The organism is Citrobacter gillenii, from assembly GCF_013337685.1.
GTDB lineage: Bacteria > Pseudomonadota > Gammaproteobacteria > Enterobacterales > Enterobacteriaceae > Citrobacter > Citrobacter gillenii.
The window spans coordinates 30,640-42,982 of sequence record NZ_SUQN01000005.1 but is presented as its reverse complement, the minus strand read 5'-3'; the positions used below and the strand labels follow the sequence as shown (position 1 = coordinate 42,982).

At 43.2% G+C, this 12,343-nt stretch carries 13 protein-coding genes; 9 read left to right on the top strand and 4 right to left on the bottom strand.

Annotated elements, in window-relative coordinates; genetic code table 11:
• Positions 1-131 precede the first annotated feature (131 nt).
• Positions 132-1,403 (top strand): tyrosine-type recombinase/integrase, encoded by a 1,272-nt coding sequence (locus FCH32_RS12280; protein ID WP_174360981.1) that lies wholly within the window; start codon positions 132-134, stop codon positions 1,401-1,403.
• Positions 1,404-1,632: 229 nt separating this feature from the next.
• Here the strand turns inward: FCH32_RS12280 and FCH32_RS12275 are convergent, their stop codons facing one another.
• The 4 genes from FCH32_RS12275 to FCH32_RS12260 form a co-directional block, all read right to left on the bottom strand.
• Positions 1,633-2,388: an ABC transporter ATP-binding protein gene (locus tag FCH32_RS12275; RefSeq protein ID WP_174360980.1), complete on the bottom strand. Its 756-nt coding sequence runs from the start codon at positions 2,386-2,388 to the stop codon at positions 1,633-1,635.
• Positions 2,372-3,385, bottom strand: coding sequence for a FecCD family ABC transporter permease (locus FCH32_RS12270; protein WP_174360979.1), 1,014 nt, complete (start codon positions 3,383-3,385; stop codon positions 2,372-2,374). Before FCH32_RS12270 ends, FCH32_RS12275 begins: the two co-directional genes overlap by 17 nt.
• A gap of 43 nt (positions 3,386-3,428) precedes the next feature.
• Complete coding sequence (locus FCH32_RS12265) at positions 3,429-4,508, bottom strand: ABC transporter substrate-binding protein (protein ID WP_244958417.1); 1,080 nt, start codon at positions 4,506-4,508, stop codon at positions 3,429-3,431.
• Positions 4,509-4,576: 68 nt separating this feature from the next.
• Positions 4,577-5,959 carry an MFS transporter gene (locus FCH32_RS12260; RefSeq protein ID WP_174360978.1) on the bottom strand — a complete coding sequence of 461 codons (1,383 nt, stop codon included), beginning with the start codon at positions 5,957-5,959 and terminating at the stop codon, positions 4,577-4,579.
• Positions 5,960-6,401: 442 nt separating this feature from the next.
• Between FCH32_RS12260 and amiA the strand changes: the two genes are divergently transcribed.
• The 8 genes from amiA (at position 6,402) to FCH32_RS12220 (ending at position 12,339) form a co-directional block, all read left to right on the top strand.
• The gene (amiA, locus tag FCH32_RS12255; protein WP_174360977.1) at positions 6,402-7,238 is read left to right on the top strand and encodes an N-acetylmuramoyl-L-alanine amidase AmiA; all 837 of its coding nucleotides are present in this window, start codon (positions 6,402-6,404) and stop codon (positions 7,236-7,238) included.
• Between the two features lie 105 nt (positions 7,239-7,343).
• Complete coding sequence (locus FCH32_RS12250; RefSeq protein WP_174360976.1) at positions 7,344-8,384, top strand: porin; 1,041 nt, start codon at positions 7,344-7,346, stop codon at positions 8,382-8,384.
• A 267-nt stretch (positions 8,385-8,651) separates the two neighbouring features.
• Entirely contained in the window at positions 8,652-9,572 is a 921-nt protein-coding gene (locus FCH32_RS12245) for a hypothetical protein (protein ID WP_174360975.1), read from the top strand.
• A 134-nt stretch (positions 9,573-9,706) separates the two neighbouring features.
• Positions 9,707-9,892: an AlpA family transcriptional regulator gene (locus FCH32_RS12240; protein ID WP_057067591.1), complete on the top strand. Its 186-nt coding sequence runs from the start codon at positions 9,707-9,709 to the stop codon at positions 9,890-9,892.
• Between the two features lie 17 nt (positions 9,893-9,909).
• Positions 9,910-10,482 carry a DUF2857 domain-containing protein gene (locus tag FCH32_RS12235; RefSeq protein ID WP_174360974.1) on the top strand — a complete coding sequence of 191 codons (573 nt, stop codon included), beginning with the start codon at positions 9,910-9,912 and terminating at the stop codon, positions 10,480-10,482.
• A gap of 1 nt (position 10,483) precedes the next feature.
• Positions 10,484-10,693: a TraR/DksA family transcriptional regulator gene (locus tag FCH32_RS12230; RefSeq protein WP_122079782.1), complete on the top strand. Its 210-nt coding sequence runs from the start codon at positions 10,484-10,486 to the stop codon at positions 10,691-10,693.
• 645 nt (positions 10,694-11,338) lie between these two features.
• Entirely contained in the window at positions 11,339-12,046 is a 708-nt protein-coding gene (locus FCH32_RS12225) for a lytic transglycosylase domain-containing protein (RefSeq protein ID WP_174361096.1), read from the top strand.
• A complete protein-coding gene (locus FCH32_RS12220) occupies positions 12,046-12,339 on the top strand; it encodes a TrbC/VirB2 family protein (protein ID WP_174360973.1) in 294 nt (97 codons plus the stop codon). The genes FCH32_RS12225 and FCH32_RS12220 overlap by 1 nt, the downstream gene beginning before the upstream one ends.
• Positions 12,340-12,343 lie beyond the last annotated feature (4 nt).

Sequence of the window (12,343 nt, the reverse complement as noted above, 5' to 3'; positions counted from 1 at the left end):
GCCTGTATGGTTTTAATACAACAGCTTAGCGTGAAAACTTCTCCTGATGCATTTTGATTTTATCCTCCGCATCGGGAAAAATTGGTGGTCAAATCTGGGGTCCGGTTCGTTCTATTATGGAGTGACCCCATATGTCTCTTACCGACACCAAAATCCGCAGTCTCAAACCATCTGATAAACCCTTTAAAGTTTCCGATTCCCACGGGCTGTATCTCCTGGTCAAACCTAGCGGTTCACGTCACTGGTATCTCAAGTACCGTATTAAGGGTAAAGAATCCCGTATTGCACTCGGCGCCTACCCAGTCATCTCCCTCTCAGACGCCCGTAGTCAACGTGAAGGTATTCGCAAAATGCTGGTACTGAACATCAATCCAGCAGAGCAGCGAGCAGCTGAACGCAGTTCTCGTATACCAAAGAAAGTGTTTAAAAACGTGGCACTGGCGTGGCATAAGAGCAATAAAAAATGGTCACAGAACACCGCTGACCGTCTGCTCGCCAGCATGAATAATCATATATTCCCGGTCATTGGTACGATGTCAGTTTCAGAACTGAAACCCCGTCACTTCATCACTTTATTAAAAGGAATTGAGGAAAAGGGTCTACTGGAAGTTGCATCCCGTACACGCCAGCACCTCCGGAATATCATGCGCTACGCCGTACATCATGGATTAATCGATTTTAATCCGACAGCAAACCTTGACGGCGTGACGGCTCCACCAGTAAAACGTCACTACCCCGCTCTACCACTGGAGCGTCTTCCTGAACTGCTTGAGAGCATTGAGAGTTTTCAGCAGTGCCGTGAACTCACCCGCCTTGCCATCCTGCTAACACTGCATCTGTTCATTCGCTCGAGTGAATTGCGTTTTGCCCGCTGGCATGAAATTGATTTCGGAAACCAGGTCTGGACAATACCCGCCACGCGCGAAGCTATTGAAGGAGTGCGTTACTCTGGTCGTGGAGCCAAAATGAGCAGGCCTCATATCGTCCCCCTCTCACATCAGTCGATCGCGATTCTGAAAAAGATTAAGAATATCTCAGGAGATAATGCACTCGTGTTCCCCGGGGACCATAACCCGTATAAACCCATGTGTGAAAATACAGTGAACAAGGCACTACGCCTGATGGGCTGGGACACGAAAATGGAAATCTGCGGTCACGGTTTCAGGACAATGGCATGCAGTGCCCTTATGGAATCCAGTATATGGTCACAGGATGCTGTTGAACGGCAAATGAGCCACCAGGAACGTAACTCCGTACGTCAGGCATATATTCACAGAGCAGAGCATCTGGAAGCAAGAAAGGCGATGATGCAGTGGTGGTCGGATTATCTGGATACTTGCCGCAAATGCTATGTACCGCCCTACATACTGGGGAGAGGAAAAACGACGCTTCTAGCTGGCTAGTGATTTAATAGTCTTGATAAATCAAAGCCGTATCAGTGCAGACTGATGCGGCTTTTTTGCTTTCTCCAGCAAAAAGCAAAAACGCTGCGTCGTAGATTCACTTGGCGCATGCGGGTTATTCAATCAGAACGACATATTATAATTTTTAATACCAGTAGCTTCGTAAAGCCCGACTGGGCTTAAATCATAATCGCCCATTTCTCGTTCTCACCGCGACATTGGCTACCTTTCACAATGCAACAATAAATGATTCTTTCTGTATTCCGTTGTGTTCAAAATGACAACGTTTGACGGGGACGTGGAAATAATCGGCGAGGAGAGATTCTTGTAAGACACTCTGTGTAGTTCCAAAACAGTAACTATCTTTGCCCATTAGCAGACATTTATCTGCAATGTTATTTGCATGATTGATGAAGTGCGTATTCAGGATAATAGTAACATTTTTCTCCCGCGACAACGTGTGCAACCAATTGATAATGAGATACTGATTATTAAAATCAAGATTTGATTCAGGTTCATCAAGCACAAGGATGTCCGGCTCTGAGACCAGCGCCTTCGCGATATAACACATCTGTAGCTCACCTCCACTTATCTGGTTAACATCTTTGGTTGCAAGATATGAAGCACCAAGACCCGACAATATTTGCGCCGCTTTTTCGATATCCCTCTCTCCAGGAGATGCCAGCATTCCGCCCCGTAACGGGCATCCAAAGGAGATGAAATCGAGTACGTTGTAAGAAAAGTGAACACGTTTGGCCTGCGGAACATACGCCATATGAGCTTTCCGGTTTCCCACTCGGCCAATATGACATGAACCACTAACCGGCTGATACAGACCGGTAACCGTTTTAAGCAATGTTGTTTTACCAACACCATTCGGTCCTAGTACGCACAGTACTTCACCTTCATCAATGGAGAAGCTGATATTGTTAAAGGCGGTTTTACTCTTTTTGAACGCGAACGTCAGATTATTCACTTCGATCATATCGGTTACTCATGATGAACAGTACAGCAAATAAAGGCGCACCAACCAGAGCAGTAAGTATTCCAATGGGGATCTCTGCGTAAGTCAGGGTCCTGGCAATGTTGTCGATGACCAATAAAAACAACGCACCACATACAGCCGAAGCCGGGATCAGCTTGCTATGGTTGTACCCGACCAGCGTTCTAACCAGATGCGGGATAACCAGACCAACCCAGCCCACCACGCCAGCGATGGTGACTGATGCTGCCACCAAAATTGAGGCTGTGATTAGCAAAACTGTATTCAACAATTGTGGGTTCATTCCAGCAATTTTGGCCTCATCATTTCCCAAAGACAAAACATTGATTTTCCATCGAAGTTTGTAGATAACCAGATAACAAATGATGTATAGCGGGATGAGTCCATAAACCTGCTCTTTGACCAGAGAAGCGAAACTCCCCATAAGCCAGAAGACGATAGCCGGGAGTTCGTCCTGTGGATCGGCAACATATTTAATGATTGATACAAAAGACATAAACACCGAAGCCACTATGATGCCCGACAGGATAGTCGTGAGCTCCCCATTGTTTTTCTTGAAATGGCAAAGTCCCATCACGCATAAAAGGCTGAAAATGCCAAAGAAGAAAGAGGAAAAAGCGCTGAGTTGTAGTGGAAAACCTAGCAGTATCCCAAGTGCTGCGCCGAACGCTGCGGCGGAAGATGTACCGAGCACATCCGGGCTAGCCAGTGCATTTCGCAACACCGCTTGATACGTCACGCCTGCTACTGATAGCCCTGCCCCTACCATCATGACGGCAATAATCCTTGGCAACCGTAGATTGCATATAACCGAGAATCCTGCGCTCAAACAACGGTGACCATTATCATGTAATACCTCCGTCATTATTTCGGGGAAAGATAATGTATAGCGACCTATGAACAAAGAAATCATAGCCACAATCAGTAACAATACGATTGAAATCCACATTAGCATGCGGTATTTTTGTCTTTCCTGCATAACTAACCTTTAAAAATAAAAACCTATGCGCCGAATTACTTTATTACCGCTGTCTTAACTCATCGGTTAATAGAGCGTCCGGAATTTCATAATCAAACACTTTTTTATAGTGTAACCGCGTTGCAACTTTCAATTCTGCATCTGTTATATAGTCAGGGTTAAATTTATTAATCATAAACAATGGTAATAGCGAAGTCTCAGCAGACAATCCTCCCCAATTATGTAGTCCTACGGGTGTAGAAAATATCTTCCCATCTTTGAATGCTTTAACATTATGCCAGTCTTGCCCGGGATTTTTATTATTAAGAATATCCTTCGCGCTACCAAAGACCACAAATACAACATCGGGATCCCACTGAATTATTTGCTCCATTGAAACATTAATGTACCTGCCAGCATCCCCTTTTACCACCAGATCACTTGCTACATTTTCCATCCCCGCCATCTTAAGATAGGTATCACCATATGTTTTCGGCCCACTCACCTTGAGCTCTTTCCCATCACTCTGCTCAAGATATAATGCCCGAATATGTTGTGATTTGATCTTCTCGGCATATGGTTTTGCCTCATTGAGGCTTCTCTTCCATGCATCCGAAAATTTGTGACTGTGAGGTAAACCAAGCGTCTGGTTAAATTCGTTTTCCCAATACGTTTGCGTTACTACTGGCTCAAATTTCGTGTCACCACCAGCATCAAGATTAATAGTTGGGATCCCTGCCCGCTCCAGATTATCATTCTGATTTTTACCATAATAGTAAATAATATCTGGTTGTAAATTTAGTAAGGATTCCATATTTACAACATAGTCTTTATTAATAAAGTCAGTAGTGATACGGTCGATATCTGGCTTCATATCCTTGAGAAGTTTCATGTTTGAATGCAGAAAAGCCCAAGGTCCTACGCCCACAACATGTTTATATGCCAAATCATTTGCCATAATTACACCAAAGGGGCAATTACCGGTGATAATAATACGGTTGAATTTTATGGGTATTTCTTCAGTATTTTTCATATTTTGGTCATTTATCGTCTTACTCACCTCACTACTATTGGCATAGCTTGCCGTTGATAATAATATTATCGATGATATGAATAATGAGAATAATATTTTTCCATTAAGCATACTTAGCACCTCAATGAGTTAAATGAATTGTAATTTAATAGCATCACATGATTATTTTATTGAAAGACTTATATTACTTTCTTAACAAAACCAACGTCATGAGAAGCAGATTTATAGCGGAGATAACTCACCGCCAGAGACATAAATGAGAACAATGCTCCGGCGGAAAGACTAATATTTGTTACATTACGCCCAAAGTTATTAAAGAAAAACGCCACCAGCACAGAACCAATAATCTGCCCAATCAGACGTGAACTGCCTAATAATCCGCTGGCAATACCGCTATTTTCATGTGGGACCGAAGTCATAATGAGAAAATTATTAGGGGACTGGAATAGTCCAAAACCAAAACCACAAATAGCGATCCGCCAGAGGATCTGCAGATTCGAGGGTTGTACGGGCAGCCATGTCATTAAAAGAGTGCCTATCAAAAGTAGTAATAGTCCGGTAAATGCTACCAGGTTGGGCTCGAACTTTTTGATTAGTTCACCCGCGACCAATGACGTCAACATTGTCGCCAGCGGCCATGCCGTTAACAGCATGCCAATTTCAACGACATTGCGGTTTAATACATTATGAAAATAAAATGGTAAGGAGACATATGCCAGTAACTGCGTACTATATGATAACAAAGACATTAATAACGACAGAGAAAATGTCCTGTTGCGAAATATCGCAACCGGGATCAAAGCATCAGTAATCTTTCTTTTTTGATTCAGATACAAAGTGATTGCCAGCACGACTAGAATAATCGAGCTTGGGATAACGTCTAACACGTTGTTCCTCGCCAGACCCAGCATCATCGTTGAAAACGAAGCGAACATCAGGAAAACCAGCAACGCACCCGCTTTATCAAACCGGTTTTCGGTACGTTGCGTCGATTTGAACGATACAATACAGAGCAGCAATGAAATACAAGCGATCGGTACATTAATAGAAAACAACCAGTTCCAGTTCGCAACTGACATAATAGCTGAAGCAATTGACGGGCCCGCCGCTGCGGAAACAGAGACCACCATTACATTAATCCCCAATCCACGACCTAACAACCGGGCAGGATAGATCTCTTTAATCAACACCGCATTCACACTTAGAATGGCCGCAGCCCCAAAGCCCTGAATGACGCGAAAAGCCGTCAGCATCATCAGTGTTTCAGAAAGTGCACATCCTAACGAGGAAAGCGCAAAAAAAATCACTCCAAGAATAAAAATACGTTTGTTACCTATTTTGCCTCCCAATGCAGCGAATACCAGCAATGAAGCGACCACAGCAAACTGGTAAGCATTGATTATCATGATGGATGCAGCTTCTGAGACGGCAAAATCTTTGCCAATAACAGGTAAGGCAACATTTGCGATAGTGCTGTCCAGCATCGCAATCACAGTACTAAGTGATACAGCCAGCACAGCACCAATGTTGAGTTTTTCTTCTTTGATATGTTCAGTTGACATAATTCCTCCCCAGAATAAGTCATCGAATAATGGATAGACTCATTCTAAATCTCGGTACACCCTCAATTGTTACGTTATAACATAACCAATAGTAATGAGAATAATTATCTTTTGAAAGGATCTATATCAATATGTTTCCAGCAGGACTCCATTGTCCTGTTTGATAATTCAGGATTTAAAGTAAACAAATGGGACAAGGGCTAATCAGCAGTGCTCTTGCAGATTACGATCATACTTGGACGCCTGATGTCATCATGATTCAAGCGATGAGAGGTAGTGATGGGTATTAAAAATCTAATTTATCAATACATTGGGAGCCTCGTGATTTTCCAATGATTAATATTAAGTAACCCGAAGCAACAAAAAATAACATTCAAGTCCTCGACCTTAAATAATTTATAACGTTATAACATAACAAATTATTCAGCATGAGGCGTCAACATTGAACACCAACATTACCCGGCGAAAACTTATTCTTACTGGTTTAGCGGCCCTCGCAGCCAATACACTGGCTATACCGCTGACATATGCACATATGCGACCTCAGCTAAGTCATAAGCATTCCTCCCTCCCAACAAATGGGCGTAGCAAATTTACGATAATGCTAGATCCTGGACACGGGGGTATTGATTCCGGCGCAGTGGGTTGTGAAGGATCTCTGGAAAAACATGTAGTACTGGATATAACCTTTAAGATAAAAGCCATTCTCAATAACCACGGTATTAATGCACTACAGACGCGATCGGATGACACATTTATTCCACTATACGATCGCGTACAGATTGCCCATGCACACAAAGCCGATCTATTTATGTCCATTCACGCCGATGGTTTCGCAAGTCCTGCAGCCCATGGCGCTTCCGTTTTTGCACTTTCAACACGGGGAGCCAGCAGTGCTATGGCAAGGTATCTATCCAAAAGTGAGAATGCTGCTGATAATATTGCTGGAAAACAAATCATTCACAGAGACAAGTATCTCGACAAAATCATCTTCGATCTGGAACAGACTGAAACCATCAGGGAAAGTCTTTTACTGGGATCACATTTAGTTCACCACATTTCTCCTGTCCACCATATGCATTCAAACCATACAGAACAGGCAGCTTTTGCTGTACTTAAATCACCCTATATCCCATCTGTCCTGGTTGAAACCTCTTTTATTACCAACCCACAGGAGGAAAAATTATTAGGCACAACGGCATTCCGCAACAAAATTGCATCCGCCATTTCTAATGGCATCATCAGTTATTTTAGCAACAAACAAAACGCTTCAGCATAACGATAATAATCTCATTCTATTGGATTTAAGCAATGAGCATATGTCGCGGTAAATTGTCCACCCTGCCACCATTCAGATGCTGAGCCATCTTTAGGGATGTTTATCATGACATTGCATTACCTACGCTATTATTTTATATCAATCACACTACTCTTTTCACCCTACTCTTTAGCAGTCAACGTTCTTAACCAGGACGGTAAAAATCTCGATTTTTATGGCACTATTATTGCGAGACGTTTTACCAGTAATAACATCAAAGATGATGGCGATCGTAGCTATCTCTATTTTGGGTTGATTGGGAAGCATGACCTTACCCACAACTGGCAAACCTATGCTCACTGGGAATATACGGTTAGTGCATCAGATGCCAGCAGAAATGCAACCCGGCTAGCGTTTCTGGGTGTAGACAACCCGTACTGGGGAAGCCTGGATATCGGCCGGAACTGGGGGGTACTGTACGACGTAACCTCAATAACCGACCGCTCTCCCTTATTCAGGGAAATGTCCTATAACTACATTGACAACTTCATGCGCGGCCGAGCTCTTAATCTTATGACGTGGCGCAAAAAATTATCGGTCTTTCAACAGACTGTGAAATTAGCGATGCAATATCAGTTCAAAAGTAACAACGAAAATCGAGCCTTAAGACAACAAAACGGCAATGGTATTGGTACTTCCCTGTCCTGGTTCTTTACGCCAAAGCTCAGTGCAATTTTTGCTGCGTCATCTTCCGAGACCACATTTTCACAGCAACAAAATGCCGGTTACAAAAAAAATATTCGGACTTTCGCAGAGGGGCTCAAGTACCAGAGCAAAAAACTTTATCTGGCCACTGTTTTCACGCAGAGTAATGATGCTATCAACCCCCAACCTCGCAATAATAATACCAACGCCTTCAGCTATGAATCCCTGGCTAAATATATGCTGACCGACAAATTTCAGCCCAGCATTGGTTACACTCACCTAACGCAAACAATCGCTGGCCAACGAACCCGAGTACTGGATTATGAAGAAATAGGCTTTAGCTACTACTTCAACAAAAATATGCAGATATTTTTAGATTATAAATTTAATAACGTCAGAAATAGCCCTTCCGGGATTGACTGTGCAGATAAACTTGATACAGGGATAAGTTATCACTGGTGAAAACGTATCCAGAGTTAGATGTATTCTGACTCTGGACAACAGAACATTGTTGAAATTAACGGATAGGATATATGCCCATAAAGACCCTTTCCCTTGCATCATTGGCGACTACCACTTACAAGCTTTAAGAAGAAATATCAATAAGATAATTTATTTTTCTGAACCTCGCATGTCTATAAACGCTGAGGTATTTCTCACATTGATAGCAATCAATTAACTTATGGCATCAGATAATTGCCAAAGAAAATAAATGAAGGAAAATCACTTATGTCCTGGAATAGCAATCTCAAGCTTATGGCAAAAAACTGGTTAACAATACACGAAGCTGTGCAAGTGATTAATGAGACATTCGACACTTCAATTACAGAAAGTACAATATATCGCTGTGCACTGTATGGGCAAATAAATCTATCCATTTACTTCCAGTCTCCGGTAACATTACGAAAAATAACTAAAAATGGAGAAAAAGTAAAAATATCCTCCTTGGACAATTCAGAACTAAAGAGACTCTGCTTTCTTGATAAGCATTGTTTCAAAAATAATAGGAACCTTATCATATCTACTGAAGGTGATTACTTTTCATCTCGCAGGAATATTTTGGACACAAACCTATTTGGATTTGAATACATTATCATACAAAGATATCTAGCAGACTCGCTCAGCATGCCACTACCTGTTGATAATCCTGACACCATTAATTTTGGCATCACTGTTACGAGTGGAAATGAACTTTTCTTACTTTTCAATAAAATATCTTGGAAAGAACAAATTCAGAGCAAGATAAAATACTTATCGAATGAAACCACCTCTATAATAAAAGAGTCTTCCTTGCGGAACGAAAAGCGGGACTATGCGGATCCATGCTACTTCCCAATGCATGACTTGCCAAAAGATGCTTGTTTCGTTATCAAATGTGTTGAAATTGAGAGATTGATAGAAAAGCTAACCAGTGACAAAAACCCCAAGTTATCTCCGACGAGAATATCTACGCCCTTATCCCGGCTGTTCTGGCTAGCCTGTTATCATAATGATGATATACGCCCTCTGGTGAAACAACCCTACAAACTCTTGTCTATATTTGAGGAATGGGCAATCTCTGATGGTATCACCGATCATCTCAGCGGTGATACGCTAAAAACGGCGCTGGAGCGTGGCTCCCCTTTATCGTTTAAAACTACGGTGAAGTAGTACATCCTTCGTGTATATAGCTCTGAGATCCGTATTACGGGTGAATAATGTCGTAATACGGGTTCACTGTCTTTATCTAAACATCATTCTGTGTTCCTTTATGATAGCAATGCCATAAGCCCCTGGAGGAACAAATGCCATCTCATCAATTATTACGCCTCAGACAGGTCGAGCAAAAAACAGGTCTTAAACGCTCACAAATCTATCTGTATATGAAAGACAAGCGTTTCCCACTCTCAATAAAAATCGGCCCAGCCAGCGTAGCCTGGCTCGAGTCGGAGATTGACGAATGGATTAATCGTAAATTAGCTAACCGCTAAGATAAGAGAGATAACTTATGTTTCCCTTGCTGAATTATTACGTACTCACGGATGTAATTTATGCATTGAAGGATGGTGACTTATCTTACGGTGAAACACTTGGATTTACTCTTGAAGAAATAAACGAAATCAGTCAGTTACCACTTGATGCATTATTGAGTATCTGCCACTCTCGCGCATCATTTATTACAGTCAAAATTCACCATGACATTTTACGCAAACAGCTGGAAAGAGCACGTACTGAAACCCAGCATCATCAGCAAATTAATCGGGCGATCCGGTTAGGTGGATCTATAGCATTACTAAAGCATTATTTTGGTCTTACTTCCAACGATGTCTGTTTCAACCGCAGATTACAGGGCATATCTGTACCGTATGGACGCTCACCTCTTCCTGATGAAACCATGGATGCCACAATATGGTGCCGATGGAAGGCGTTAAAAGTGAAAAGTCCTGATGCTAATGAAGCAATTAACATCATGATGCAGATCACCGAAGAGTTAGCCTCAGAGCCCAATCCCCCCTCACTCACTGTTGTGTGTAACCGAATCACATTTTGCGAGCAGGGAAGGACAGACAGGAGGACATGATATGCCTGACGAAGTTGATCGCGACCAGGAATTCAATGAGCAACGTCTGGAGGAAATGATTGAACAAAGCCGTTTCAAACCAGCAGCAACACCTTCCCTGTATCACTGTCAGTTCTGCGGTAGACCAATTCCTGAAAAGCGGAGGCACACTCTGCCAGGAGTAACAACGTGTAGAGAATGCCAGGAAATGCTTGAACGACGTAAACGCTAATGTTAACAGTAAGACGTGCAGGGAATTAACACCTCGCACGTCTTTATATTTCACTATTAGTAAAAACACAATCACCGATTATATCTCCCCTCCCCCCCCTACACTGCTAAAGTTCATCTCCAAAAAACTCTTAGCATTTCATTTTCACTTTATCATTCCAATTTATATTAATTAAATTCATCCTGATAGTGTTTCTGCTCATCGACCTGACAGTTAGGAATTTATTCAGCCTTGGTTGAGCACCGTTCTTTAATAATTTATATCAGGCTATCACACAACCTTAATTCAGTGTGCCGCTGAATGTTCTCGCTGACCCGTTGAAATCGGAATGCAGAATTGGGATGTGACCCGTTTATTATTATTTTAATTACAGAACTATCCAGATAAAACCAAGTGACATATTTTATGTCGTTCTGGAATTTTCAACAGATACGCTGAAATAAAACATCTATCGCAAAAACATTAGTGCAGCATTTATCCGAATCAAAATTCCTGTAAAGAATATCCCATGACACTCTTTATTATGGTTTCGGCAGTCCGGCCTAAAGCGCTCACTATCTCGAAACCACATATTTAACCCTTCTAGTTTCCCTCAGCATGCATGGTTCTTTAGCTATGTACGCTGCCCGCATTCCCGAGGCTACTATGCTTTCCACATCTGCCTTTCTGGCGGTGGCCATGCAGTGTGCCGCCAGCATTCATCCGTCCACAGCACTCGACGTCGTAAGGGTGGAGTCCAATTTTAACCCTTATGCGATCGCAGAAATTATCCCAAGGGGCTCAGGCACCTTCAATCACAATAAAATCATTTCTCATCAGCCCACCAGCCGGGAAAGAGCAGAGCGAATCATACGTCGCCTTGTGGCGCAGAGCCGCCGTTACTCTGTGGGGCTGATGCAAATTACCAGCACCAATTTCCATCATTACAGTGTGACAGCCTCTGACCTGCTTGATCCCTGTACCAATTTGTCTGTTTTCGAATACATCCTCAACGACTGTTACCGACGCGGCGGCTCGCTGAAAAGAGCACTGAGCTGCTACTACTCCGGCAATTTCCGTACCGGAGAACAGCCGGAAGCGGCTTTTTCCGGAACCAGCTATGTGCAACGGATTGGTTACGCTGCAGCTCCCCACTATGCCGTACCCGGAACCCACGAGGATAAGTTGACATCCCCGCCGTTCCTGAAGCCTACGCCTGCAGGTGACCAGTTACGTCCCTGCGTGATCTGGCCGAAGGGCGTGGTTCGTGGCGTCCCCCCAAAATTCCGCCAGAAGAAAATTGCCCTCGAAAAGATCTCTACGCCGTCATTGCGCCGGAGCCTCTCCCTGTCACCCCGTGAGGAGAAAGAATAATGACACTTTGCCGCATACTTAAGGCCGCTTTCAGTCCTGTTTCCGCATTTGCACTCATCGTCGGTTCTGTACCCCCGGTTTTTGCCGACGGCTTTCAACGCGCAAATACCGTGATGGAAAAAGTCGCCACCGGCCTTAATGGTCTGGCAGCCATCACCATTACCGTGGCCGTGATCTGGGTAGGTTACAAGACACTCTGGAAAGGCGAAAGCCTGTCCCAGTGCGCCTACATCATCATTGGCGGCATCCTGATTGGTGGAGGCAGTGAAATCGGCGCACTGCTGATGAGCTGAGAGG

Bases quoted from the DNA above. Each gene is read 5' to 3' on its own strand.
- FCH32_RS12230 (WP_122079782.1), top strand. From the start codon at position 10,484: ATGCCTGACGAAGTTGATCGCGACCAGGAATTCAATGAGCAACGTCTG.
- FCH32_RS12275 (WP_174360980.1), bottom strand. From the start codon at position 2,388: ATGATCGAAGTGAATAATCTGACGTTCGCGTTCAAAAAGAGTAAAACC.
- FCH32_RS12265 (WP_244958417.1), bottom strand. From the start codon at position 4,508: ATGCTTAATGGAAAAATATTATTCTCATTATTCATATCATCGATAATA.
- FCH32_RS12250 (WP_174360976.1), top strand. From the start codon at position 7,344: ATGACATTGCATTACCTACGCTATTATTTTATATCAATCACACTACTC.
- FCH32_RS12280 (WP_174360981.1), top strand. From the start codon at position 132: ATGTCTCTTACCGACACCAAAATCCGCAGTCTCAAACCATCTGATAAA.
- FCH32_RS12220 (WP_174360973.1), top strand. From the start codon at position 12,046: ATGACACTTTGCCGCATACTTAAGGCCGCTTTCAGTCCTGTTTCCGCA.
- FCH32_RS12260 (WP_174360978.1), bottom strand. From the start codon at position 5,959: ATGTCAACTGAACATATCAAAGAAGAAAAACTCAACATTGGTGCTGTG.
- FCH32_RS12225 (WP_174361096.1), top strand. From the start codon at position 11,339: ATGCTTTCCACATCTGCCTTTCTGGCGGTGGCCATGCAGTGTGCCGCC.
- FCH32_RS12245 (WP_174360975.1), top strand. From the start codon at position 8,652: ATGTCCTGGAATAGCAATCTCAAGCTTATGGCAAAAAACTGGTTAACA.
- FCH32_RS12235 (WP_174360974.1), top strand. From the start codon at position 9,910: ATGTTTCCCTTGCTGAATTATTACGTACTCACGGATGTAATTTATGCA.
- FCH32_RS12240 (WP_057067591.1), top strand. From the start codon at position 9,707: ATGCCATCTCATCAATTATTACGCCTCAGACAGGTCGAGCAAAAAACA.
- FCH32_RS12270 (WP_174360979.1), bottom strand. From the start codon at position 3,385: ATGCAGGAAAGACAAAAATACCGCATGCTAATGTGGATTTCAATCGTA.